Annotated in this window: 20 protein-coding genes; 9 read left to right on the top strand and 11 right to left on the bottom strand. The window is 69.5% G+C overall.

Going from position 1 to position 24,153, the window contains the following annotated elements:
• Positions 1–12 precede the first annotated feature (12 nt).
• A complete protein-coding gene (gene hglS / locus LCL87_RS11710; protein WP_225019701.1) occupies positions 13–1,263 on the top strand; it encodes a 2-oxoadipate dioxygenase/decarboxylase in 1,251 nt (416 codons plus the stop codon).
• Positions 1,260–2,789, top strand: coding sequence for an L-piperidine-6-carboxylate dehydrogenase (gene amaB / locus LCL87_RS11705; RefSeq protein ID WP_225019700.1), 1,530 nt, complete (start codon positions 1,260–1,262; stop codon positions 2,787–2,789). Before hglS ends, amaB begins: the two co-directional genes overlap by 4 nt.
• On the opposite strand, the gene LCL87_RS11700 is transcribed toward amaB, so the two are convergent.
• From LCL87_RS11700 to LCL87_RS11685, 4 genes are read right to left on the bottom strand one after another with little or no spacing between them, the layout of a single operon-like run.
• A complete protein-coding gene (locus LCL87_RS11700) occupies positions 2,744–3,550 on the bottom strand; it encodes a 2-phosphosulfolactate phosphatase (RefSeq protein ID WP_225019699.1) in 807 nt (268 codons plus the stop codon). The two genes, amaB and LCL87_RS11700, sit on opposite strands and share 46 nt — an antisense overlap.
• Positions 3,551–3,571: 21 nt before the next feature.
• On the bottom strand, positions 3,572–4,399 hold the full coding sequence (locus LCL87_RS11695) for an SDR family oxidoreductase (protein WP_225019698.1): 828 nt from the start codon (positions 4,397–4,399) through the stop codon (positions 3,572–3,574).
• Complete coding sequence (locus LCL87_RS11690; protein WP_225019697.1) at positions 4,396–5,862, bottom strand: flavin-containing monooxygenase; 1,467 nt, start codon at positions 5,860–5,862, stop codon at positions 4,396–4,398. Before LCL87_RS11690 ends, LCL87_RS11695 begins: the two co-directional genes overlap by 4 nt.
• Positions 5,859–6,806, bottom strand: a complete 948-nt coding sequence (locus LCL87_RS11685) for a patatin-like phospholipase family protein (RefSeq protein WP_225019696.1) — start codon at positions 6,804–6,806, stop codon at positions 5,859–5,861. Before LCL87_RS11685 ends, LCL87_RS11690 begins: the two co-directional genes overlap by 4 nt.
• Positions 6,807–6,867: 61 nt before the next feature.
• Here LCL87_RS11685 and LCL87_RS11680 point away from each other — a divergent pair, with 61 nt between their 5' ends.
• Entirely contained in the window at positions 6,868–7,494 is a 627-nt protein-coding gene (locus tag LCL87_RS11680; protein WP_225019695.1) for a TetR/AcrR family transcriptional regulator, read from the top strand.
• Between the two features lie 13 nt (positions 7,495–7,507).
• Here the strand turns inward: LCL87_RS11680 and LCL87_RS11675 are convergent, their stop codons facing one another.
• Positions 7,508–8,107, bottom strand: a complete 600-nt coding sequence (locus tag LCL87_RS11675) for a DUF8020 domain-containing protein (RefSeq protein ID WP_225019694.1) — start codon at positions 8,105–8,107, stop codon at positions 7,508–7,510.
• Between the two features lie 231 nt (positions 8,108–8,338).
• Here LCL87_RS11675 and LCL87_RS11670 point away from each other — a divergent pair, with 231 nt between their 5' ends.
• Positions 8,339–9,433: an N-formylglutamate amidohydrolase gene (locus LCL87_RS11670; protein WP_225019693.1), complete on the top strand. Its 1,095-nt coding sequence runs from the start codon at positions 8,339–8,341 to the stop codon at positions 9,431–9,433.
• Positions 9,434–9,457: 24 nt separating this feature from the next.
• On the opposite strand, the gene LCL87_RS11665 is transcribed toward LCL87_RS11670, so the two are convergent.
• Both LCL87_RS11665 and LCL87_RS11660 read right to left on the bottom strand, forming a co-directional pair.
• Complete coding sequence (locus LCL87_RS11665; RefSeq protein WP_225019692.1) at positions 9,458–10,009, bottom strand: hypothetical protein; 552 nt, start codon at positions 10,007–10,009, stop codon at positions 9,458–9,460.
• Positions 10,010–10,023: 14 nt separating this feature from the next.
• Positions 10,024–11,361, bottom strand: a complete 1,338-nt coding sequence (locus tag LCL87_RS11660) for an anaerobic C4-dicarboxylate transporter family protein (RefSeq protein ID WP_225019691.1) — start codon at positions 11,359–11,361, stop codon at positions 10,024–10,026.
• Between the two features lie 123 nt (positions 11,362–11,484).
• On the opposite strand from LCL87_RS11660, the gene LCL87_RS11655 reads away from it, so the two are divergent.
• Together LCL87_RS11655 and LCL87_RS11650 are read left to right on the top strand one after the other, a co-directional pair.
• Positions 11,485–16,014 carry an ATP-dependent helicase gene (locus tag LCL87_RS11655; RefSeq protein WP_225020010.1) on the top strand — a complete coding sequence of 1,510 codons (4,530 nt, stop codon included), beginning with the start codon at positions 11,485–11,487 and terminating at the stop codon, positions 16,012–16,014.
• A gap of 4 nt (positions 16,015–16,018) precedes the next feature.
• Positions 16,019–16,816 carry a DNA-formamidopyrimidine glycosylase family protein gene (locus LCL87_RS11650; protein ID WP_225019690.1) on the top strand — a complete coding sequence of 266 codons (798 nt, stop codon included), beginning with the start codon at positions 16,019–16,021 and terminating at the stop codon, positions 16,814–16,816.
• Here LCL87_RS11650 and LCL87_RS11645 read toward each other — a convergent pair.
• Positions 16,789–17,406 (bottom strand): TetR family transcriptional regulator, encoded by a 618-nt coding sequence (locus LCL87_RS11645; RefSeq protein WP_225019689.1) that lies wholly within the window; start codon positions 17,404–17,406, stop codon positions 16,789–16,791. The two genes, LCL87_RS11650 and LCL87_RS11645, sit on opposite strands and share 28 nt — an antisense overlap.
• Before the next feature lie 82 nt (positions 17,407–17,488).
• Here LCL87_RS11645 and LCL87_RS11640 point away from each other — a divergent pair, with 82 nt between their 5' ends.
• Positions 17,489–18,427: an oxygenase MpaB family protein gene (locus LCL87_RS11640; RefSeq protein ID WP_225019687.1), complete on the top strand. Its 939-nt coding sequence runs from the start codon at positions 17,489–17,491 to the stop codon at positions 18,425–18,427.
• A gap of 19 nt (positions 18,428–18,446) precedes the next feature.
• Positions 18,447–18,986 carry a hypothetical protein gene (locus LCL87_RS11635; RefSeq protein ID WP_225019685.1) on the top strand — a complete coding sequence of 180 codons (540 nt, stop codon included), beginning with the start codon at positions 18,447–18,449 and terminating at the stop codon, positions 18,984–18,986.
• Here LCL87_RS11635 and LCL87_RS11630 read toward each other — a convergent pair.
• Positions 18,964–20,718, bottom strand: coding sequence for a glycerol-3-phosphate dehydrogenase/oxidase (locus tag LCL87_RS11630; RefSeq protein WP_225019684.1), 1,755 nt, complete (start codon positions 20,716–20,718; stop codon positions 18,964–18,966). The two genes, LCL87_RS11635 and LCL87_RS11630, sit on opposite strands and share 23 nt — an antisense overlap.
• Before the next feature lie 75 nt (positions 20,719–20,793).
• On the opposite strand from LCL87_RS11630, the gene glpK reads away from it, so the two are divergent.
• On the top strand, positions 20,794–22,308 hold the full coding sequence (glpK, locus tag LCL87_RS11625) for a glycerol kinase GlpK (protein ID WP_225019682.1): 1,515 nt from the start codon (positions 20,794–20,796) through the stop codon (positions 22,306–22,308).
• On the opposite strand, the gene LCL87_RS11620 is transcribed toward glpK, so the two are convergent.
• Both LCL87_RS11620 and LCL87_RS11615 read right to left on the bottom strand, forming a co-directional pair.
• Positions 22,272–22,850: a type II toxin-antitoxin system prevent-host-death family antitoxin gene (locus LCL87_RS11620; RefSeq protein ID WP_225019680.1), complete on the bottom strand. Its 579-nt coding sequence runs from the start codon at positions 22,848–22,850 to the stop codon at positions 22,272–22,274. The two genes, glpK and LCL87_RS11620, sit on opposite strands and share 37 nt — an antisense overlap.
• A gap of 104 nt (positions 22,851–22,954) precedes the next feature.
• Positions 22,955–24,151, bottom strand: a complete 1,197-nt coding sequence (locus LCL87_RS11615) for an aminotransferase-like domain-containing protein (protein ID WP_225019678.1) — start codon at positions 24,149–24,151, stop codon at positions 22,955–22,957.
• Positions 24,152–24,153 lie beyond the last annotated feature (2 nt).

Below are 24,153 nucleotides of genomic sequence, written 5' to 3'. Positions count from 1 at the left end.
GATCGAGGAGCGATGGCCGAAATCCACGAACTGCGGTCGAGATTCGCTGCGGCGCTGTCTCGCATGTACGGCCGCGAGGTTCCGGAATACACGACGCTGGTGGATGTCACCGAACAGGTCAATGCGGACTTCCTGGCCGCGCACCCGGACACCGCGGAGCGCCTCGGCAGCATCGGACGGGTGACGGCGGAACGGCACGGCGCGATCCGGGTGGGGACGCCGTCGGAGATGCACGACGTCGCGGTGCTGTTCGCCGGCTTCGGCATGTACCCGGTGGGCTTCTACGACCTGCGCGAGGCGACGCCGCCGGTGCCGGTGGTGTCGACGGCCTTCCGCCCGATCGACCCCGACGAACTGGCCCGCAACCCGTTCCGGGTGTTCACGTCGATGCTGACAACGTCGGATCGACGCTTCTTCGACGCCGACCTGCAGCGGCAACTCGACGGTTTCCTGTCGCGGCGTCGCCTGTTCCCCGACGTGCTGCTGTCGCTGGCCCGGCGTGCCGCGGACGACGGCGGCCTCGACGCGCCACAGGCCCAGCGGTTCGTGACGCTGGCGACGTCGGTGTTCGAGTTGTCGCACGAACCGGTGGACCTGGGGTGGTACCGCGAACTCGAGCAGGTGTCCGCGGTTGCCGCGGACATCGGCGGCGTCGGCAGCACCCACATCAACCACCTCACCCCGCGGGTGCTCGACATCGACGACCTGTACGCGCGGATGTCGGCGCGCGGCATCGCGATGATCGACCGAATCCAGGGGCCGCCGCGGTGGGACGGCCCGGCGGTGCTGCTGCGGCAGACGTCGTTCCGGGCGCTGGCCGAACCGCGCCGCTTCGCGCTGCCCGACGGTTCGGTTACCGACGGCGAACTGCGGGTGCGGTTCGGGGAGGTCGAGGCCCGCGGGATCGCGCTCACCCCCAGCGGGCGGGAACTGTACGACGAATTGATGGACGCGGATCCGTCGAACACGAAGGGGCTGTGGGACAAGCGCTTCCCCGCATCGGAGGACGAACTCGAGAAGCACGAGGCCGCCTACTTCACGTATCACGGCGGGGTGCGCGAACCGATCGTCTACGAGGATTTCCTCCCGAAGTCCGCGGCCGGGATCTTCCGCTCGAACCTGGACACGGACACACCCACGTTCGACGCGTCCGGCACCGAGTTCTCCCGGTCCTCGCTGGCGGCGGCGATCGGCCGGGACGTCCACGATCCGTACGAGTTGTACCGACGTCAGCAGGAGCAGTCGAGAGGACCCGAGCGATGACATTTCCCGGCACCGGCCTGCTGGAGGACCGCGCGATCGCAGCACTCGGTCGTTGCGGTGCAACGCTTCCCGAGATCGGCGGCGACGCCGGCCCGGTCCCGATCTCGGCGCGCACTCCCATCGACGGTTCGGTCCTCGCGTTTCTGCACCCCAGCACGTCGGCGGACGTCGATGCGGCGGTGGGACGCGCGGCCGAGGTGTTCCCGACATGGCGGACGGTGCCCGCCCCGCAGCGGGCCGCGGTGGTGCGCCGACTGGGCGAACTGCTCGTCGAGCACAAGACCGACCTGGCCGATCTGGTCACCCTGGAGGCAGGCAAGATCCGCTCCGAAGCGCTCGGCGAGGTGCAGGAGATGATCGACATCTGCGAGTTCGCCGTCGGCCTGTCCCGGCAGCTGTACGGGCGCACGATCGCGTCGGAGCGGCCGGGCCACCGCCTGTCCGAGACGTGGCATCCGCTCGGCGTGGTCGCGGTGATCTCGGCGTTCAACTTCCCGGTCGCGGTGTGGTCGTGGAACACCGCGCTGGCGCTGGTGTGCGGTGATCCGGTGGTGTGGAAGCCGTCCGAGTCCACCCCGCTCACGGCGATCGCGTGCGACGCGCTGCTGCGCCGGGCCGCCGCCGAGACCGGTGCCCCCGACGGCCTGCACCACGTGGTGCTCGGGTCCGCGGTGGTCGGCGAGCAGTTGGTCGACGACCCCCGGGTCGCGCTCGTGAGCGCGACCGGTTCGGTGCGGATGGGGCGCGCGGTGGCGCCGCGGGTGGCGGCCCGCTTCGGTCGCTGCCTGCTGGAGTTGGGCGGCAACAACGGCGCGGTGGTGACGCCGTCCGCCGATCTGGATCTGGCGGTGCGCGGCATCGTCTTCGCCGCAGCAGGCACCGCCGGTCAGCGCTGCACCACGCTGCGCCGACTCATCGTGCACCGGTCGATCGTGAACGACGTGACCAACCAAATCGCCGACGCGTACCGGCAACTGACCGTGGGCAACCCGTTCGACGACGGTGTCCTGGTGGGGCCGCTGATCTCCGGGGCCGCCTTCCATGCGATGCACGCCGCGCTCGACACCGCGCGCGCCGACGGTGGTGTGGTGGTGACCGGCGGCGAGCGGGTCGGCGGCGGGGGCTCGTTCTACGTCACCCCGGCCATCGTCCGGATGCCGTCGCAGACTTCGATCGTGCGCGCCGAGACGTTCGCGCCGATCCTGTACGTCCTCGCGTACGACACCTTCGACGAGGCGATCGAACTGCACAACGGTGTCCCGCAGGGCTTGTCGTCGGCGATCTTCACCACCGACCAGCGCGAGGCCGAGCGCTTCCTCGCTGCCGACGGCTCCGACTGCGGCATCGCGAACGTCAACATCGGGACGTCCGGCGCGGAGATCGGTGGCGCGTTCGGCGGCGAGAAGGACACCGGTGGCGGACGCGAATCGGGCTCGGACGCCTGGAAGTCGTACATGCGCCGCGCCACCAACACCGTCAACTACTCCGACGAACTCCCGCTCGCGCAAGGGGTGGAGTTCGGTTGACCGGCGGACCACCGGATATCGACGTAACTTTCACCCTGCAACACCGGGACTGCAGCGCTCCGATCGATCTCGGCGGCCACGTCGACATCGCATTCGTAACCGGCTGCGGCCAACTCGCGCCCGGACCCGCATCGCCTCAACGCAGCTGCGACATCACTCTGAACCGCGTGCCACCCGGCCGCAGCAACCTCCGCCTCGACAGACGCCTCGCACCCCTCCTCGATCAGCGTCGAGATCACCGCCCCTGCTCCCCACAGGTCCTCGACTGCGGGACGCAGAGTCCCGCCCGGCCACCGCTCACCCGCCCCGATCACCGCGACGACGGAGTCGGAACCGACCTCGGCGAGAATCCAGGCTGCGACGGCCTGCGCGTTCCGCAACGACGCTCCCACACAGACCCTCGACGCCGCGCCAAGTGCGTGCGAGATAGTCGATCCGTTCGGTGACGGGAGCACGAGACGACGCAGCGTCGCGCCAGTCGACCGGATCGACGCCGGCGAGAGGCTGACGTCTCCGGGCATGGCCCGGCTACGCCGCACCGCCACAGCCGCATCGCGCCGCGTGGCGTACTCGGCGGCGGAGTCCGCGACGGGGTACGGGAACACCTCGATTCCGGCGTCGACCGCAACCGAGAGCGTGGTGGTGAACGAGAGCACGTCCACGATCACCGCGACGTCCGCGTCCTTCGCCACCGCTGTGGCACCGTCGAGTCCCCAGTCGAACCTGACCTGGTAGTTGGATTGGCGATGCTCGGGGTTCACCCCGTCAACTTAGCGGTGCGGTCACTGCGCCCGGTCGCGCCGCAACCGCGCGTCGTAGTCGGCCCGTGCTGTGGGGTCGACGCGGGTCAGTGCCCGCTCACCGCCGACGGCGCGGCGGATCCACCGCACCAACCGTTCCGGTGCCACGGCGAGCCCGAGGTCGAGGGCCGCGAGATAGCCGGGGACGGGTGTCTCGGCGCGGCGAGTGCGGACGGTGCGGACGATCGCGTCGGCGATGTCCTCGGGGTCGACGGTCGGCAGTCCCTTGCCGAGTGGGATGCCCGAGGTGAGGGTGGTCCGCACCGCGCTCGGTAGCACGGTCGAGACACTCACCCCGTGGTCGGCGAACTCGAGCCGGGCCGCGGACGAGAGGCCCACGGCCGCATACTTGCTCGCGTTGTACACCGCGAGTCCGGGGATCGCGATCTTCCCGGCCAGCGAGGCGACGTTCACGACGTGGCCGCGTCCGCGTTCGATCATGCCGGGCACCACCGCCCGCATGCCGTGGATCGGCCCCCACACATTGACGTCGATCGTCATCTCGCCGGTCGCGTCGGGTTCGTCGAGGAAACCGCCGACCGGCATGACGCCGGCGTTGTTGACCAGGATGTCGATGGGGCCCACCTCGGCGACACACGCGTCCCACGACGCGCGCGATCGGACGTCGAGCACGTGCGCGGTGCCGAGACCTTCGGCGGCGGATTCGACCGCGGTCCGGTCGACGTCGGCGAGGGCAACGGTCGCGCCGCGGGCCGCGAACGCCCGCGCGGTGGCCCTGCCGATGCCGCGTCCGGCACCGGTCACGAGGACGCGGGCACCGCTCGGGTCGATCTCGGGATACCGGGTCATGACGTGACCTCCGTGGATGTCAGGTAGGCAGATTCGTCGAAGTCCCGCAGTCGCTCCCGCATCCGCCCGGTCGACCACGGCCAGTTGAAACTGTTGCGGCCGTTGACGTCGAGGAAGTAGCTCTGGCATCCGCCGGCGTTGTAGACGGTGGTCGCGAGCGCCTCCTGCACCTCGGCGTTGAACGCGGCCTGCACCTCGGGCCGGGTCTCCATCCGGGTCCACCCGGCCGCGCGCGCGGCGCGGATCGCGGCCGTCAGGTAGTCCAGTTGCGCCTCGAGGATCATGAACGCCGACGTGTGCCCGGTGCCGAGCGCCGGTCCCAGCAGCACGAACGCGTTCGGGAATCCGGCGACGGTGGTGCCGAGGTAGGCCTGCGGGCTGCCCTTCCAGTGGTCGCCCAGGCTGCGGCCCTCACCGTCGAACACCCGCCCTGCGATGGGCATGTCGAGGATGTGGAAGCCGGTGCCGAAAATGATGGCATCCACTTCCCTCTCGATGCCGTCCGCGCCCACCACGACGTTCCCACGCACCTGTTGCACCGCGTTCGCGTGCACCTCGACGTTCGGGCGGTTCAGCGCCGGGTAGTACGTGTTGGACATCAGCAGGCGCTTGCAGCCGAGCGTGTAGTCGGGCGTGAGCGTCCGGCGCAGCCGCGGATCACGGATCTGTGCCCGCAACTGCACCCGGCCGATCTGCTGGATCACCCGCAGGATCCACGGGTTGCGGAAGCCGACCCCGAGCGCCTCCATGATCCCGTACTGGATGCGGCGCAGCGCATTCAGCGATCCGGGGATCGCGCCGATCGCCGCGCGGACCGGCCCGGGCAGCGCGGTGTCGGGCTTGGGCAGCACCCACTGCGCGGTGCGCTGATACAGGTGCAGCTCCCGCACCGTCGGCGCGATCTCCGGCACGAACTGCACCGCCGAGGCGCCGGTCCCGACGACGGCCACCCGCTTGCCGGACAGGTCGTAGTCGTGGTTCCAGCGCGACGAGTGGAACACCTCGCCGGGGAACCCGTCGAGCCCCGGGATGTCCGGCACGAGCGGCTGGTTCCACGGGCCCGCGGCCGCGATCACCGCGTTCGCCGTGAACGTTCCCGCGTTGGTCTCCAGCACCCACCGACGCGTCGTCTCGTCCCACTGGGCGCGCACCAGTTCGGTGCCGAACTCGACCCGCTCGCGCACTCCGTGCTCGGCGGCGGTCCGCTCGATGTACTCGCGGATCTCGTTCTGCCCCGCGAACAGTCGACTCCACCCGGGGTTGGGTGCGAACGAGTACGAGTACAGGGCGGACGGCACGTCGCACGCGCACCCGGGATACGTGTTGTCGCGCCACGTTCCGCCGAGCGCGTCACCCTTCTCTAGGATGACGACGTCGTCGATCCCCATGCGCTGCAGCCGGATCACGGCGCCGATGCCCGAGATCCCGGCGCCGACGACGATCACCTCGTGGTGGCGGGTCATCCGCGAACTCCTGTCGTGAGAGCGCGCTGCACCGCGGTGCGGGTGCTGCGCAGCGAGTGTTCGAGGGTCGCGAGCCTGCGGCGATCGTCCATGAAGTTGGCGCCCATCACCGCGAGATCGTCGGCGGTCGCGTCGATCCGGATCACCCGGGTGCCCGACGCCTCCAGCGCCGCGCACTCCGCGTCGAGTCCGGCGCTCATCCAGTTCCGCAGCACCGCTCGCTCGAGGGCGGCCGGGCCGCGGCCGGGCATTCGGCCGCGGGAGGCCATGGGCGCCAGCACGATCACCTCGTCGAGTCCGCGTCCGGCCAGCAGGTCGGCCGACGCGGTGGACGCCGCCCCGCCGTCGACGTAGCGCCGGCCGCCGATCGTGACGGGCGACATCCAGCCCGGGATGGCCCACGACGCGCGCAGCGCCTCCGACAGCGTCGCCTTCGGAGCCCCCTGCGCGCCGAAGGCCACTCGATCGCCGGTCGCCGCATCCATCGCGACCAGCCAGGTCTGCGGGTGGGCGACCCAATCACCGGAGTCCGTAACGCCTGTGGCCAGCCGGTCCAGCCACCCTGCGTCACCACGACCCTCGGGGAGCAGTCCACTCAACCGGGTCATGGTGGGCACGGCGCGGCGCAGCAGCCCGGGCGCGCCCGGTCGCGGTCGTGGCACGGGCGGGAACCGGCCCGGGGCGCCGTCGAGGTGCCGCGACAGCACCGGATGCGTCGACTCCCCCAGTTGCATCGCGAGGATCTCGTCGACGCCGATGCCGCTCCCGAGCATCGTGACGAGTTCGGCTCCCGCCGATGTGCCGACCAGGACGTCCGCGTCGCGCGGATCCCAGCCGAGTGCGTCCCGGACCGCGACCAGTGCCGCGACCGTCCAGGCCGCCCCCAGCGTCCCCCCGCATCCGATGACCAACCCTCGACCGAGATATGTGTCACTCGAAGTCATATCCAGAAACTAGCAGCATTCAAATACTCGCGGTAGCCCAATCGTCGGGGAGAATGACCGCATGGCACGTTTGACCAGATCGGAAAGCCAGGCCCGCACCCGTTCGGACCTGCTCGCCACCGCCCGCGACCTGTTCCTCACCGACGGCTACGCGGTGACATCCCTCGAGAAGGTCGCCGAGACGGCCGGCTACTCGAAGGGCGCGGTCTACTCGAACTTCCGCGGCAAGAAGGAGTTGTGCCTCGAGGTACTGGACCTCATCCATACGACGAAGTTCGAGGAGGTCGCGGCACTCGTGGCGGCCGACGGCGACCTCGACGCACTCCTCGAACGCATCCAGGACTGGGCCGAACGCACCCTCGGCGACGTGGGCTGGACGATGCTCGAGTTCGAGTTCATCGCCGCCTGCCGGCACGACCCCGAGGTGCAGGCCGCGCTCGCGTCGGCGCTCGGGATGGCACACGGAATGGTTCTGGCCCTGGTGAATTCGCTGACCGAGGCCACCGGCATCGCCCTGCCGCTACCGGCCGACGACGCGGCGCGCAGCATCCTCAGCCTCGGCGTGGGCCTCGGGATCCAGCGCGCCATCGACCCCGACATCTCGGCACGCATCGTCACCGACAACCTGCGCGCCCTCCTGCGCCAAGGCTCGCCCCTCCCCGACTCAGGGGCGAGCGTCGGATCCTGACCGTCCAGCTCTGTCAGTAGAGGGTGCCGATGAAATCGAAGATCGCGGGCTGAACCGCGGGGTTGGCGTTGCTGATTCCGGTGGCAGCGCCGATGGCACCGCCGATTGCCGCACCCGGGATGCAGCCGACGAACAGGAACAACACGCACCCGACGACCGCTCCCACACCGGCGCCGATCTGCGCGTTCATCTGGCCACCGTTAAGCCAGCCCTTCTCGATCTCACTGACCATGTTCGAGTACGCGTCCTGGCGGGCGTCCACGTTGTTCAACGCACTCACGCCCTGTGCCGGGATCGCCGGTGTGAGAGTGAGTTTGCCGCCGTCGACGGACGGCACCAGCGGTACGTCGACCCCGGCCACGCGATAGGTGAGCGGGACGGTGCCGACGGTCGTGCCCGCCGGGTCGACGACGTCGACGACGTTGCCGGCGACCCGAAAGGTGCCGGCGTCGAGCACGGTGTCGAGCGACGTGCCGTTCGCGCCGATCTGCGTCTGGTAGTGGATCGCGCCTGGAGTCGGCGGCGGTCCGGGCTCGGCGTAGGCGGTACCGGTCGCCACGCCGAGCGCAGCGATCGCGAGTACGGACACAGCCGCAGTCTTGTGGAGTTTCACGGGGAGCTCCCTCCTTGCAGGAAGACGGCCCCGACCTGGTCAAAGACCGTCCGGAACATCCATTAGACTAGTGAGTGGAGGCCGGTCTGTACGGCCTAACCGAGATTCCTGACCGATTCTCGACCAACTTCGACGACGGACCCCGTCGCCGGTCGGGCAGCGTCCGACGATGTCCGGTTCGACCGCATTTCCCTACCGCGCCACAGCCTTACGCGGGGCTATCGTCGTCGCATGACGGGCACACCGCTGTTCCTCGCCGCCGGAACGGAATTCACCGCCGACGACCTCGTGTTCTACGCAGACCGCGACAATCGAACGCTCGACAGGGCGCTGGCCGACGCCGATCTCCTGGTCAGCTGCCCGCATTCGGGATCCGCGATCCCCGAGGAGTTGGCACCGTTCCTCGCGCCCGAGTTCACCCGCCGTCTGCAGTGCGATTTCACCGATATGTCGACGGGTCCGATCGTCCGGCGCTGGGCCGAGATCGACCACCGCATCGTGTATGTCGAGAATCCGCATCCGCGGATGATCCGTGACCCCAACCGGGCCCGCCCTGCCGATCTCGAGGCTTCGCTGCGAGAGGCGTTCGCACGTGTCCGAAAGGCCGGTCCCGGCAACAGGGTCGACCTCACCGGTGTCGACGCTGTCCGACCTGTCACGTTCTCGTTCTTCCCACTGCTGCGAGAACCCACCGACGACGCCGGGTGGAAGCTCTTGGCCGGCACGTTCACCGAGGTCGCCGAGCGCGGTCTCGGTGTCTACGAACGCACCCGCGACGAGCTGATCGCCCGAATGACCGAGCTCGCCCTGACCCGCGGCAGCGACTTCACGACCCTGTCGTTCCACGACACCATGAACCACACGACGCGGCGTGACGGCTCCGTGAACGTGCCGCGCCCCGATACAGACCTGTTGCCCGACGTCGTCGCGCTGTCGAATCGCGGAGACCACGAGGGCAATCCGAGAGGCGGCAATCCGGTCACGATGGACCCGAACCGGATTCGGATGCTCGCGCAGGGGCATCACAAGGGCTTTGCGGACTTCACGACCGATCCGGACGCGGTGCTGCTCAACCAGCCGTACCTCGGCAGCCAGGAGATCATCGCGGCGGGCGCCCGCTTCGACGCCGTGCGCCCGGCCGCGGCGGCAGCCGGCGTCGTACTCAGCGCGGTACAGGCCGAGTTCCGCCGCGAGTTCCTGCTCGGCGCTCGGGCCACCGCGGAACTGATGGAACCGGGCGTCGACTGGCCTGCCGCCGATTCCGACCGAATCGACCGCCTCGCCCACGCGTGCAGGGCGAGCTGGGATCTCTACCGCGCGAGGTAGCGGATCAACCAGTGCCTGCGCGCCTCACCAAGGACGAGTGCGGACGAGCCGCCACCGCAACGAGATCAGCAGCCCGAACAACAGCGATCCAGCCAGGGCGACGCCGGGAATCGTCAACCAGATCGGGTCGGCGTCGATGATCAGCGGCTGCACGGTGTCGGACGTGAAAACCCGGCGAGGGGAATTGACCGCAAGATTCGCGTACGACGCAAACCCCACGAGCAGCCCCAGGACGCCGAACAGGACCAGAACGCTCCGCACCGGGCCTCTGGCACCGCGCTTCAGGAAGAAGCCGAGCGACTTCAACGACTGGGCGCCGAAGTAGCCGGCGAGGACGCCCAGAAGCGACCCGATCAAGAACGCGGGAAGCTGGGGCGGCGCTGATTCGGCGCCGACGATCGTCCAGGTCCACACTCCCGGCACCGCAGAGGGGTCGACGGTCGGACGCGGACCGCGCACGTACAGCCAGCAGGCGGCACCGAACAATCCCGCGATCAGTCCGTACACGATCAGCAGCGGCGTCAGTCGATCGGTCTGTGCGGCATCGCCACTCGGCTCGTCCCCGGATTGCGCCATGCGCCTATCGTGCACTACCCCAGCAGCACACCCAGCCCGGCGCCTGCCGCAACAGTGGTGACCGCGAGCACGATGGTGGGCAGGAAGAACGAGTGGTCGACGAGCTTGGTCCCGAGCTTGGTGGTTCCCGAGAGGTCGAAGTTCGCGGCCGCGATCTGGGAGCCGTTGGTGGGCAACAGGTACACGCCGGCGAACGCGCCCGCCCACATGCCGCTGAGCACACCCGGGGCGATCCCTGCCGCCAGTCCGATCGGCACGATGGTCCTGGTCGCGGTCGATTGGCTGGTGGTCAGCACACACACGAAGAACACACCGAGCGCGAAGATCCACGGCGCTGCGTGCACCCAGTCGCCGACTGTGTTCGTGATCGTCTCGCTGTGCGCAGTGATGAACGTGTCGGTGAGCCATGCGAGCCCGAACAGCGCGATCGCCGACACCATGCCGGCGCGGAACACGGACGCGGCCGGCACCGCACTCACGTCCGGCCGCGACACCAGGAGGATGAGGGTGCCGACCAGGAACATGATCATCTCGATGATCGGGGTCATACCCAGCGGTGAGCCGTCGGCCGCGTCCGGTCGAATCCCCTTGAACAGACCGAACACGACGATCGCGGCGACTCCGGCGAGGAAGATCAGCGCGGCATTGCGGCCGCTGGTTGTCGATTCGAGCTTCAGCGCGCCCGGCCCACCGACCCCGGCCGCCTCGAGTTGACCGGACCGGATCCGTTCCTGCACCTCCGGGTCGTCACGCAACTCCTTGCCGAGCTTGTTGACGACGAACGACGAGAGCACGATGCCGATGATCGCGGCCGGCAGCGTGATCTTGATGATGTCGATCAGTTCGAAGTCGTACGGCGAGACGTCGGTGAGCGTCACCATCGCCGCCATCGCTGCCGACACCGGGCTGCACGCGAGCGCCACACCGGTCGCCACGACGGACAGCGACAGCGGCCGAGACGGCCGCACACCGTTGCGATACGACAGGTCGTAGATCACCGGCAGCAGCGGGTACAGGATGTTCGACGTCCCGGCACCCACCGAGAACAGGAACGCCACCAGCGGCGCAATCAGCGTGATCTGCTTCGGCCGCCGCGAGATGAGTCGTGCCGCGATCGTCACCATCCAGTCGATGCCACCCGCGACCTGCATCATCGACGACGCCAGCACCACCGACAGGATGATGAGCAGGGCATCGACCGGTGGCGTACCGACGTCCTCCCCGAAGACGAACACGAGCACGGCCACGCCCGCGCCGCCCCACAGCCCCAGCGCCACACCACTCGACCGGGTGCCCATCACGATCGCGCCGAGCACCACCGCGAGTTCGAGCACGAACATCAACGTCTCCATGCCACCCCGCCCGTCGTTCGTGAAGACCGATCGTTCTTTCGTTTGTTCCGGAAGCTACTACGCCGCGGGCGCCCGGGACCGCTTGTCGGCGACGTGTCGGTACCGGCAGGCAAGATGGACCGCATGGACGCCGTCCTCGACCGTTTCTCCGCGCCCACCCGGGAGTGGTTCGACGGTGCCTTCGACGCCCCCACCGCGGCACAGCTGGGCGCGTGGGAGTCGATCGCGAGCGGGGCGCACACGCTCGTCGTCGCGCCCACCGGATCCGGCAAGACGCTGTCGGCGTTCCTGTGGGCGCTGGATCGGCTGGCGTCGGCCGGGGAAGCCGACGAGAAACGCACGACGAAGGTTCTCTACATCTCGCCGCTCAAGGCCCTGGGCGTGGATGTCGAGCGCAACCTGCGCGCCCCGCTGGTCGGGATCACCCAGACCGCCAAGCGCCTGGGGTTCGAACCGCCCGAGATCCGGGTCGGCGTCCGCTCCGGCGACACCCCCACCGGCGAACGACGCAAGCTGATCAAGACGCCACCCGACATCCTCATCACCACCCCCGAGTCGCTGTTCCTGATGCTGACGTCGTCGGCCCGGGAGACCCTCGCCGGGGTGGAGACGGTGATCGTCGACGAAGTGCACGCGGTCGCCGGCACCAAGCGCGGCGCGCACCTGGCGCTGTCACTCGAACGCCTCGACATGCTGCGCGAGCGGCCGGTCCAGCGGATCGGACTGTCGGCGACGGTGCGCCCGCACGAGGAGGTGGGCCGGTTCCTCGCTGGTTCCGCGCCGATCCGCATCGTGGCGCCGCCCGCGGCCAAGACGTTCGATCTCACGGTGCGGGTGCCGGTCGAGGACATGACCGAACTCGGTGTCTCCGAGCCGGATCCGGAATCGATGTCGCCGACCCCGCAGGCGGGGTCTATCTGGCCGCACGTCGAGGAGCAGATCGTGGATCTGATCCTCGAGCACCGCTCGTCGATCGTGTTCGCGAACTCGCGTCGGCTCGCCGAGAAGCTCACCGCCCGGCTCAACGAGATCTACGCCGAACGTCTCGGCGGCACCGTCGACAAACAGGGCAAGCCGCCCGCACAGATCGGCGCCCCCACCGAGGTCAACTACGGCGCCGATCCGCTGCTGGCGCGGGCCCACCACGGCTCGGTCAGCAAGGATCAGCGGGCGATCATCGAGGACGACCTCAAGTCGGGGCGCCTGCGCTGCGTCGTCGCCACGAGCAGCCTCGAGCTCGGAATCGACATGGGTGCAGTCGATCTCGTCGTGCAGGTGGAGGCGCCTCCGTCGGTCGCCAGCGGTCTGCAGCGCGTCGGCCGCGCCGGACACCAGGTGGGCGAGATCTCCCGCGGCGTGCTGTTCCCCAAACACCGCACCGACCTGATCCACTGCGCCGTCACCGTCGAACGAATGACCAACGGCAAGATCGAGGCGCTGGAGATTCCCGCCAACCCGCTCGACATCCTGGCGCAGCAGACCGTCGCCGCCACCGCTCTCGAACCGCTCGACGTGGAGCAGTGGTTCGACGTCGTCCGGCGCAGCGGATCGTTTGCGACGCTGCCCCGCTCGGCGTACGAGTCGACCCTCGACCTGCTGGCCGGCCGCTACCCGTCCGACGAGTTCGCCGAACTGCGCCCCCGCGTGGTGTGGGACCGCGACGGCGGCACCCTCACCGGCCGGCCCGGGTCGCAACGCCTGGCCGTGACCTCGGGTGGCGCGATCCCCGACCGCGGCCTGTTCGCCGTATACATGGTCGGCGAGCGCCAGTCGCGGGTCGGCGAACTCGACGAGGAAATGGTCTACGAGTCCCGGGTCGGTGACGTGTTCGCGCTCGGCGCCACCAGTTGGCGGATCGAGGAGATCACCTTCGACCGGGTCCTCGTCAGTCCCGCGTACGGCCTGCCCGGACGGCTGCCGTTCTGGCACGGTGACGGTCTGGGCCGCCCCGCCGAACTCGGCGAGGCACTCGGCGGATTCCTGCGCGAACTGTCGTCCAGCACCCCGGACGAGGTGACGGCCCGCTGCGTCGCCGCGGGACTCGACACCAACGCCACCACCAACCTGGCGGCGCTGATCACGGACCAACAGCAGGCCACCGGACGGGTGCCCACCGACCGCACGCTCGTCGTGGAACGCTTCCGCGACGAACTCGGCGACTGGCGCCTGGTACTGCACTCGCCGTACGGACTGCGCGTGCACGCGCCGTGGGCGCTCGCGATCGGGGCGCGCCTGCGGGAACGGTTCGGCGTGGACGCCGCCCCCACCGCATCCGACGACGGCATCATCGTGCGTCTGCCCGACACCGAGGACACCCCGCCCGGCGCGGAACTGTTCGCGTTCGAGCGGGACGAGATCGAGGACATCGTTACCGATGAGGTGGGCGGCTCGGCGCTGTTCGCGTCCCGGTTCCGTGAATGTGCCGCGCGCGCACTGCTGTTGCCCCGCCGCACCCCCGGCAAGCGCGCGCCGCTGTGGCAGCAGCGGCAGCGGTCCGCTCAGTTGCTCGACGTCGCCCGCAAGTTCCCGACGTTCCCGATCCTGCTCGAGACGGTGCGCGAATGCCTGCAGGACGTCTACGACCTGCCCGCGCTGCGGGACCTGTTCGGCCGCATCGCCCGCCGCCAGATCCGGATGGTCGAGGTCGAGACCGCGACCCCGTCACCGTTCGCGAACGCGCTGCTCTTCGATTACGTGGGCGCGTTCATGTACGAGGGCGACAGCCCGCTCGCCGAACGCCGCGCAGCCGCGCTCTCGCTCGACTCGACGCTCCTCGCGGAACTGCTCGGCCGGGTGGAGTTGCGCGAACTGCTCGACGCCGACGTCATCGCGAAGGCCGAACGGGAACTGCAGCGGCTGGAACCGGACCGCAAGGTCAGGGACATGGAAGGCATGGCCGACCTGCTCCGCCTGCTCGGCCCGCTCACCACCGAGGAGGCGACGGAGCGTGCCACCGCCGACCCGGTGCCGTGGCTCGACGAACTCGTCGCGCACCGCCGCGCGCTGCACGTCTCGTTCGCCGGACGCCAGTGGTGGACGGCGATCGAGGACGCCGCCCGCCTGCGCGACGGTCTCGGCGTGCCGCTGCCGATCGGCACCCCGGCCGCATTCATCGAACCCGTCGACGATCCGCTCGGCGACCTGCTCGGCCGGTACGCCCGCACGCACGGACCGTTCACGGTGTCGGAGGCTGCGGAGCGCTTCGGGATCGGATCCGCCGTCGCCCGCGACGTGCTGGCGCGACTGGCAAACGAGAAACGCATCGTCGAGGGCGAGTTCCGGCCCGGCGCGTCCGGCAGCGAGTGGTGCGACGCCGAGGTGCTGCGTCGCCTGCGACGACGGTCGCTGGCGGCGGCACGCGAGGAGGTCGAACCGGTCAGCACCGCGACGCTGGGGCGCTTCCTGCCGAGCTGGCAGCACGTCGGCGGCTCGCTGCGTGGGCTCGACGGCGTCGTGACGGTCGTGGAACAGCTTGCGGGCGTGCCGATTCCCGCGTCCGCGCTCGAGTCGCTGATCCTCGGCTCACGGGTGCGCGACTACTCCCCCGCAATGCTCGACGAGCTCACCACCACCGGCGAGGTGCTGTGGTCGGGTGCCGGGCAGATCTCCGGCAAGGACGGGTGGGTGAGCCTGCACCTGGCCGATTCGTCTCCGCTGACACTCGCGCCCCCGGTCGAGATCGACCTCACGGACGTACATCGCAGCATCCTCGACACCCTCGCGGGCGGCGGCGCGTACTTCTTCCGGCAGCTGTCGGACACCCTGGGCGCGACAGATGACACGGCACTCACCGCCGCCCTGTGGGACCTGGTGTGGGCCGGGTACGTCGGGAACGACACCCTTGCCCCGCTGCGGGCGCTGCTGTCCGACACCTCGCGCGCCACCCCGAGTCACCGCACCCCGCGCCGCGCACCCCGCGCGCACGCCTACCGCCGACTCGGGCGTCCCACGATGCCCACCCGCAGCGGTCCGCCCACCGCGGGTGGGCGCTGGTCGCTGCTGCCCGAACCGGAGGTCGACCCCACGCTGCGCGCCCACGCCACCGCGGACCTGCTGCTCGAGCGGTACGGCGTCGTCACCCGCGGTGCCGTGGTCGCCGAGGAGGTGCCCGGCGGGTTCGCGTCGATGTACAAGGTACTCACCGCCTTCGAGGACGGCGGACGCTGCCGCCGCGGCTACTTCGTCGACACCCTCGGCGGTGCGCAGTTCTCCACACCGGACGTGGTCGACCGCCTGCGGACCTACAGCGACTCGATCGAGGGCCGGCACGCGGCGTCGCCCGCCGTGACGCTCGCGGCGTCCGATCCCGCCAACCCGTACGGCGCGGCACTGCCGTGGCCGCCGTCGATGGCCGGCGACGATGCACCGAAGCATCGCCCCGGACGCAAGGCCGGCGGCCTGGTGGTCCTCGTCGACGGCGACCTGGTGCTGTTCGTCGAGCGTGGCGGCCGCACCGTGCTGACGTTCACCGACGACATCGGCGCCCTGCGCACCGCCGCCGAATCCCTTGCCACCACCGTCAAACGCGGCGGCATCGACAAGGTCGTCGTCGAGAAGGTGAACGGGACGACGATCCACGGCAACGACTTCGCGCCGCTACTCACCGAGGTGGGCTTCTCGGCGACGCCGCGCGGCTTCCGATTGCGGGCGTGACGCGATGCCCGAAGGCGACACCGTGTGGCAGGCCGCGCGCCGGCTCGACTCCGCGCTCACCGGCCGCGTCCTCACCGAGTGCGACATCCGGGTGCCGCGCTATGCGACCGTCGACCTGTCGGGCGAGACGGTCGATGCCGTCGTCGCGCGCGGCAAGCATCTGCTGACGCGTATCGGCGAGCACACGATCCACACCCATCTGAAGATGGAGGGTTCCTGGCAGGTGTATCCACGGGGCGCCCGGTGGAGGCGCCCGGCACACCAGGCCCGCATCATCCTCGGTACCGAAGACACTGTCTCCGTCGGATTCTCGCTCGGCATCACCGAGGTGCTCGACCTCGCCGACGAGGACTCCGCCGTCGGACATCTCGGCCCGGATCTACTCGGCCCGGACTGGGACCCGGCGATCGCGACCGCGAATCTGGTTGCAGCGGGCAATCGTCCGATCGGCGAGGCACTGCTGGATCAGCGCATTCTCGCGGGCATCGGCAATGTGTACCGCAACGAGATCTGCTTCCTGCGCGGGGTCGATCCGCGCACCCTCACCGACCAGGTGGCAGACCTGCCCAAGATGGTGGACCTGGCCCACCGATTGCTGAACGCCAACCGGGACCGTCCGGTCCGCGTCACGACGGGCGACCGGAGGCCCGGACGACGGGACTGGGTGTACGGGCGCGGCGGCAAACCGTGCCTACGCTGCGGCACGCTGATCGTCGCCGGCGAGTTCGGTGAGGAGCCCGGGCGGGAGCGGTCGATCTTCTGGTGTCCGAGCTGTCAGCCGCCGGTCCGTCCGAACGGCTGACCCGCCGACTGCAGCAGCGCGACACAGTGCCCGACGAACCGCTCACGCGGCGCGGTGATCGTGCCGTCGAGGTAGCCGATGAACAGGCTCGTGAGTGCGCCGACCAGACCGACCGCGGTCATCTGCCGCTCGTCGGCGTCGGGCACCTCCGAGAGCTGCTCGTGCACCAGCAGCACGAACGCCGGGGCCAGTTCGAGTCCCCGTCCCCCCAACGCCGGTTCCGTGAGCGGTGCGAGCAGCAGCACGCGTCCTCGGGCGGGGTCGTCGACCATCAATTCGACGAACGCCGACACCGCTGCGGATGCCCGATCCCGCGGCGACGTGGACGCTGCGACCGCCTCGACGAGCGCGTCGCGCGCCTGCCGGCCCACGTCCTCGTACACGGCGCGTACGAATTCGTCCCGGTCGGTGAAGCTCTCGTAGAAGTAGCGCTCGGTGAGTGCCGCGGCCCGGCAGACCGCCCGGACGCTGACGGCTGCGCCGCCCTCCGCGCCGAGCAGATCGATGCCGGCCGCCAGCAGGGCGTCGCGGCGCGCGGCGCGGCGCTCCGCTATCCCGGTGCCTGCCCAGGTCCGCCGTTGCCCGTCCAACAATCCTCCAGTCCTTGACCGACTTCCGCCCCGATCCTAATCTGACAACAGACGTAGTCAATTGATCGGGAAGGCGGCTCGCATGACTCGTTCGGACACCCCGGCACCGGTCCCCCTCGGCCCCGACTCGCTCACGTGGCGATACTTCGGAGACTGGCGGGGCATGCTGCAGGGGCTGTGGGCCGGGTCCATGCAGAACATGCACCCGGGGCTCGGCGCAGGCGTCGAGCAGCATTCCCGGTTCTTCGAGGAACGCTGGGAGCGCCTGCTCCGCTCGCTGTATCCCATCGGCGGGGTCGTCTTCGACGGTGATCGAGCGCAGGCGACGGCCGAAGAGGTCCGCGACTACCACCGCAACATCAAGGGCGTAGACGCCGCCGGCCGGCGCTACCATGCACTCGATCCAGAGACGTTCTACTGGGCGCACGCCACGTTCTTCATGGGCACGATCGTCACCGCCGAGAACTTCATGGGTGGCATCACCGAGGACCAGAAGCGTCAACTGTTCACCGAACACATCCAGTGGTACCGGCTGTACGGGATGAGCATGCGGCCGGTCCCGCAGACGTGGGAGGACTTCCAGAAGTACTGGGATCACATGTGCCGCAACGTCCTCGAAGACAACAAGGCGACGCGTGACGTCCTCGACCTGTCCGACCTCGGCCGGCCTCCCTTCATGATGTGGATGCCCGAACCGCTGTGGCGGGTCGCCCGCATCGCGGTGTCGAAAGGCTTCGTGTGGCTCACCGTCGGCATGTACGACCAGCCCGTGCGAGATCTTCTGGGCTATCGGTGGACTTCCGTCGACGCGTGGGTCCACCGTCGGGTGGGACGCCTCGTGAATGCGGTGTTCACGCTCGTCCCCGAGCGTCGCCGCAAGCACCCGCGGGCGCGTGGCGGTCTCGACCGGGTGAGCGGGCGCAGCCCCGTCGACGCCCCACTGGTCCACACCCCGGCCCGTAACCTACCGCCGCTCGCGCACCGCAACGATCCGAGCCACTACGCGCCACCTGTGGGCTGACTGTGCGACGCTCTGTCGCATGGAACCGGATCTCCGCTCACTGCTGCACCGACCGCTCCTCAGCCGGTCGGTGCCGCTGGACAAGGACAATGCCGCCAGCCGCATCAGCGCCTACGTCTACGGCAACATCCTGATCCTGGCCGCGCTGATCCCGGAGACGATCTCGCGCAGCGATTCCCGCACGATCGCCGTCGTCGCCGGCACCGCGATCTCCACGTTCATCGCCCACGCCTTCGCCGAGGGCGTCGGCAAATCGGTGCGCTCCGGCCGCCAGCTCACCACCGCGGAACGCTTCGCGGAGCTGCGCGACTCCGTACCGGTCCTCAGCTCGGCGGTCGTGCCCATCGTCGTGCTGGGCACCGCCTACTTCGGCTGGCTCGAACCGTTCACCGCCCAGGTCATCGCCGAGGTCGCGATCCTGGTCCGCATCGCGTCGATGGTCTTCGTCATCACCCGCCTGCGCGGCGAACGACCGTCCGGCTACACGCTGATCGCGGCGGCAGCGCTTGCCGTCGTCGCCACCGCGATCGTCATCCTCAAGGTCGTACTGACCCACTAGGAACGGCTCCCGGAACCGGCTCGAGAATCTCCGCCCGCGCCTCGGGCGCCGCTGCGCGCAACGCGTCGGCGGACAGGTCGTCGGGCTGCGCCTGCGACAGCACCTCGGCCTCGACGCGCGCCCGGTACGTCTCGACCTCGCGGTCGATCGTGGCGTCGTCCCAGCCCAGGATCGGCGCGACCAGGCGGGCCACCTGCTCGGCACAGTTCACCCCGCGGTGGGAGTACTCGATCGAGATGCGAGTGCGGCGGGCGAGAATGTCCTCGAGATGCAGGGCTCCCTCCGCCGCGACGGCGTACACCGCCTCCGCCTGCAGGTAGTCGGGCGCATCGGTGATCGGCTGCAGCAGCTCCGGCGACTCCTTGCCCGGCGCGAGAACCTCGTCGATCAGCGATCCGTAGCGGCCGAGCAGGTGCTTGATCCGGTACGGGTGCAACCCGTAGAGCTGCCCGAGGTGCACGGCCTGGTTCACCAGCGCGAAGTAGCCGTCGGCCCCGACCAGCGGCACCTTCTCGGTGATGGACGACGCCACCGCGGCCGGAAGGTCCTCGGCCGCCAGGTCGACGGCGTCCTTCCCCATCACCCGATAGGTCGTGTACTTGCCGCCGGCGATCGCGACCAGGCCCGGCGCCACCCGCGCCACCGCGTGCTCGCGCGACAGCTTCGACGTCTCGTCGCTCTCCCCCGCCAGCAACGGACGCAGCCCGGCGTAGACGCCGTCGATGTCGTCGTGCGTGAGCGGGGTGACCAGCGCCTTGTTGACGTGGCCGAGGATGTAGTCGATGTCGGCCTCGGTCGCCGCTGGGTGGGCGAGGTCGAGGTTCCAGTCGGTGTCGGTGGTGCCGATGATCCAGTGGTTGCCCCACGGGATGACGAACAGGACGGACTTCTCGGTGCGCAGGATGATCGCCGAGTCGCTCACGATCCGGTCCCGCGGGACCACGATGTGCACGCCCTTCGACGCCCGCACCCGGAACCGGCCGCGCTGGCGGGAGAGCGCCTGGATCTCGTCGGTCCAGACTCCTGTCGCGTTGATGACGACGTGCCCCTTGACCTCGGTCGTCGCCCCGGTCTCCGAATCCCGCACGCGCACACCGGACACCCGGTCCGCCTCCCGCAGGAAGCCGACCACCTGGGTGGACGTGCGGACCACCGCACCGTAGTGCGCCGCGGTGCGCGCGACCGTCATCGTGTGCCGGGCGTCGTCGACGACGGTGTCGAAGTAGCGGATACCGCCGATCAACGCATTGCGCTTGAGCCCCGGCGCCATCCGCAGCGCACCGGCCCGCGTCAGATGCTTCTGCGCCGGAACGGACTTCGCGCCACCCATTCGGTCGTACAGCAGGAACCCGGCCGCCATGTACGGCCGCTCCCAGCCACGGTGGGTCAGGGGGAAGAGGAACTTCAGCGGCTTCACGAGATGCGGGGCGAGCGTCGACATGGACAGCTCCCGCTCGTGCAGCGCCTCGGCGACGAGCCCGAACTCGAGCTGTTCCAGGTAGCGCAGGCCGCCGTGGAACATCTTCGACGACCGGGACGACGTGCCCGACGCGAAATCCCGGGCCTCGACGAGCGCGACCTTCAGCCCACGCGTCGCCGCATCGAGTGCCGTGCCCACACCGACGACGCCGCCACCGATCACCACCACGTCGAACTGCTCGGTCCCCAACTGCTCCCAGGCCTGTTCCCGCTGCTGCGGACCCAGGAACTGCACACCAGCCTGCTTGTCCAACTCGGTCTCCCGTGGTTGTCGGCGAATCTGGTCTCAGGCTAGTAGCTTCGTGGCCAGACTGCCCGAGAGACGAGGATGACCGTGACCCAGTACATCGCCGCGATCGACCAGGGAACGACGTCGAGTCGGTGCATGATCTTCGATCACGACGGTCGCGTCGTCGGCGTCGCGCAGAAGGAACACGACCAGATCTTTCCGGAGCCGGGCTGGGTGGAACACGATCCCGACGAGATCTGGAACAACACGCGCGAAATGGTCGGCTCGGTCCTGGCCAAGACCGACCTCACCGCCAAGGACATCGCCGCGGTCGGCATCACCAACCAGCGCGAAACCACGGTCGTGTGGGATAGCGAGACCGGAAAGCCCGTCTACAACGCCATCGTCTGGCAGGACACCCGCACCGACAAACTGTGCGACGAACTCGCGGGTGACGAAGGTCGGGGACGCTTCCGCGAGACCACCGGGCTGCCGCTGTCGACGTACTTCTCGGGCCCGAAGGTGCGCTGGATCCTGGACAACGTGGACGGGGCACGCGAACGCGCCGAGGCCGGCGAACTCGCGTTCGGCACGATGGACACCTGGATCATCTGGAAGCTCACCGGTGGCCTGCATGTCACCGACGTCACCAACGCGTCCCGCACCCTGCTGATGGATCTCGAGACCCTGGACTGGGACCACGACATCTGCGCGGCGATGGGCATCCCGGTGTCGATGCTGCCCGAGATCCGCAGTTCGTCCGAGGTGTACGGGGATCTGGCGCTGCCCGGGATCTCGGCCGGCATCCCGATCGCCGGCATCCTCGGCGACCAGCAGGCCGCGACATTCGGTCAGGCCTGCCTGTCGGAGGGCGAGGCCAAGAACACGTACGGCACCGGAAATTTCCTGCTGCTCAACACCGGCACCGAGAAGGTGCACAGCGAGCACGGACTCCTCACCACGGTCTGCTACAAACTCGGCGACAAGCCCGCCGTGTACGCGCTCGAGGGTTCGGTGGCCGTCACCGGATCGCTCGTCCAGTGGTTGCGCGACAACCTGGGAATCATCCAGTCCGCCAAGGACATCGAACCGCTCGCACGGACGGTCGAGGACAACGGCGGCGCGTACTTCGTGCCGGCATTCTCGGGTCTGTTCGCGCCGCGATGGCGTCCCGACGCGCGCGGCGTCATCGCCGGCCTCACCCGGTTCGTGAACAAGGGGCACCTGGCCCGCGCCGCCCTCGAGGCCACCGCGTATCAGACCCGCGAGGTCATCGAGGCCATGCGCGCCGACTCCGGGGTGGAACTGACGACGCTGAAGGTCGACGGCGGCATGGTGGTCAACGAGACGCTCATGCAGTTCCAGTCGGACATCCTCGACGTCCCCGTGACCCGTCCGGTGGTGAACGAGACCACCGCACTCGGCGCGGCGTACGCGGCCGGTCTGGCCGTCGGCTTCTGGAAGAGCGAGGACGACATCCGCAACAACTGGGCCGAGGACAAGACCTGGGAGCCGCGGATGGACGCCGACGAGCGCGCACGCCTCTACGCGGGCTGGAACAAGGCCGTCGAGCGCACCTACGGCTGGACCGACGAGGACAGCGCCTCCACGTAGGCCTTCCACGCCTCGAGCCGATCGCGCCAGTAGTCCGCAGCCGGACCGGGCCCTGTCTGCTTCACGCGAACCGCGACCTCGGCATCGTCCACCACGAAGTCGATCCGCACTTCGGTCACCGAATGCACCGATTCGGCCTCGGACCCCCACCTCATCGTGACGGTCTCGCCGTCGACGCAGTCCACGACCCTGCCCCTGCGCTCGTCCCAGGAGACGAGAGCATCGCCACCGACTTCCGCATCGACGACGAGATCCACCCACCATCCGGCGCGTTCGCGGTACCGTGCGAACGCGTTCCACACCTCGCGTAGCGAACCGGCGACCCTGACGGTTTCGTCCACCTCCTGACAATCGGGCCCCACCGGGTCGCCCCCGAGGGGTGCGAGCGTCTCGAGGCTTCTCAGGTCGTCGAGCGAAACGAGCGCCGCGGCCGGCGCACCGTGCCGGGTGATCGTGATCCGCTCGCCGCGGTATCCCACCCGGCACACCAGCTCCCGCAGCTGCGCCCGCGCCTCCCCGAACGGAACCTCCGATGTCGTCATGGCGCGGATGCTAGGCGCGCGGTCCGACAGCCGGATCGAACGGCCGAAGACCGATCACCGCAAAAGCCATTCGGTACGGATCACGAGGTTTTGTACAAAACTCGTCAGGCGCCGATTGCAGTTCCCGAGCGATGCGCTGAGTGCGCGGCCCTCAGCCGGTCGACACCCTCGGCCAGCACGGCGCCGTCGTAGGTGGCGAAGCACAGCCTCGCTGCGTGCGGGTGGGCGCTCGCGACCCCGAACGCCCCACCGGGCACGAACGCGACGTCGTGCCCGACAGCGGTGTCGAGGAGCCGCGCGGTGTCGGTACCGTCGGCGAACTCGATCCAGCAGAACATGCCGCCGTGCACCGTGGCGTGCGAGATGCGTTCCCCGAAGGCCGCTTCCAGTGACGAGACGAGCGCACGTGCCCGCTCCGCGTACGCCGAGCGGACGGTGGCGAGATGCCCGTCGAACCACTCATCGTCGCCGAGGAGTTCGGTGGCGATCTGCTGGGTCAACGACGAGCCACACAGATCAGCGCCCTGCTTGAGCAGTTCGACGGCCTCGCACACCCGGCGGTCGCCGTGCAGCCAACCGATCCGTAGAGCCGGGGCGAGCGTCTTCGACCCGCTCGACAACCGCAGCACCCGGTCGGAGTGCGCCGCGACCGGGGCCGGTGCGGGCGCGTCGAACCACAGTTCGCCGTACGGGTCGTCCTCGATGATCCAGAAGCCGTACCGGTCGGCGAGCGCGGCCAGACGGACCCGACGCTCCGCGGCCAGCACCACACCGCGAGGATTGTGGAAGTTGCTCACGGTATGGACCAGCTTGGGCCGCAGCCCTTCCCGCAGCGCCCGCTCGAGGGCCGCGGTGTCCATGCCGTCCGCGTCGAGCGCGACGGGCACCAGCGCCGCCTGCGCGGTGCGGAACACCTGCAGCGCACCGGTGTAGCCGGGCTCCTCGACGACCACGGTGTCACCCGGATCGAGCAGCACCTGCGCGAGCAAGCTCAGCGCCTGCTGGGAACCGTGGGTGACGACGACCTCGGCCGGGTCGATCGGACGCCCCACCTTCGCGCTTTCCCGCGTCGCGACGGTCTCGCGCAGCGGCGCCCAGCCGGACGTCTCTCCGTACTGGACCGAACGCGAATCGGCGAGCGCACGCTGCGCGGCCTCGGCGATCCGTTCCCGCGGAACGAGTTCGGTGGCGGGCAGCCCGCCGGCGAGGCTGATCACTTCGGGGCGGGCGGTGAGGGTCAGCAGGTCCCGGATGGCAGAACTGCGCAATCCGGCCATGCGCGAAGAAAGTTCGAGTGACATAC

This window comes from Prescottella equi (assembly GCF_020171745.1).
Classification (GTDB): Bacteria; Actinomycetota; Actinomycetes; order Mycobacteriales; family Mycobacteriaceae; genus Prescottella; species Prescottella equi_A.
This window is presented reverse-complemented; position numbering and strand designations above follow the sequence as displayed.

Coding starts and splice junctions, on each gene's coding strand:
- LCL87_RS11640 (WP_225019687.1), top strand. CDS start 17,489: ATGACTCGTTCGGACACCCCGGCACCGGTCCCCCTCGGCCCCGACTCG.
- LCL87_RS11670 (WP_225019693.1), top strand. CDS start 8,339: ATGACGGGCACACCGCTGTTCCTCGCCGCCGGAACGGAATTCACCGCC.
- LCL87_RS11615 (WP_225019678.1), bottom strand. CDS start 24,151: ATGTCACTCGAACTTTCTTCGCGCATGGCCGGATTGCGCAGTTCTGCC.
- glpK (WP_225019682.1), top strand. CDS start 20,794: ATGACCGTGACCCAGTACATCGCCGCGATCGACCAGGGAACGACGTCG.
- LCL87_RS11655 (WP_225020010.1), top strand. CDS start 11,485: ATGGACGCCGTCCTCGACCGTTTCTCCGCGCCCACCCGGGAGTGGTTC.
- LCL87_RS11635 (WP_225019685.1), top strand. CDS start 18,447: ATGGAACCGGATCTCCGCTCACTGCTGCACCGACCGCTCCTCAGCCGG.
- LCL87_RS11620 (WP_225019680.1), bottom strand. CDS start 22,850: ATGACGACATCGGAGGTTCCGTTCGGGGAGGCGCGGGCGCAGCTGCGG.
- hglS (WP_225019701.1), top strand. CDS start 13: ATGGCCGAAATCCACGAACTGCGGTCGAGATTCGCTGCGGCGCTGTCT.
- amaB (WP_225019700.1), top strand. CDS start 1,260: ATGACATTTCCCGGCACCGGCCTGCTGGAGGACCGCGCGATCGCAGCA.
- LCL87_RS11690 (WP_225019697.1), bottom strand. CDS start 5,862: ATGACCCGCCACCACGAGGTGATCGTCGTCGGCGCCGGGATCTCGGGC.
- LCL87_RS11665 (WP_225019692.1), bottom strand. CDS start 10,009: ATGGCGCAATCCGGGGACGAGCCGAGTGGCGATGCCGCACAGACCGAT.
- LCL87_RS11660 (WP_225019691.1), bottom strand. CDS start 11,361: ATGGAGACGTTGATGTTCGTGCTCGAACTCGCGGTGGTGCTCGGCGCG.
- LCL87_RS11680 (WP_225019695.1), top strand. CDS start 6,868: ATGGCACGTTTGACCAGATCGGAAAGCCAGGCCCGCACCCGTTCGGAC.
- LCL87_RS11695 (WP_225019698.1), bottom strand. CDS start 4,399: ATGACCCGGTATCCCGAGATCGACCCGAGCGGTGCCCGCGTCCTCGTG.
- LCL87_RS11685 (WP_225019696.1), bottom strand. CDS start 6,806: ATGACTTCGAGTGACACATATCTCGGTCGAGGGTTGGTCATCGGATGC.
- LCL87_RS11650 (WP_225019690.1), top strand. CDS start 16,019: ATGCCCGAAGGCGACACCGTGTGGCAGGCCGCGCGCCGGCTCGACTCC.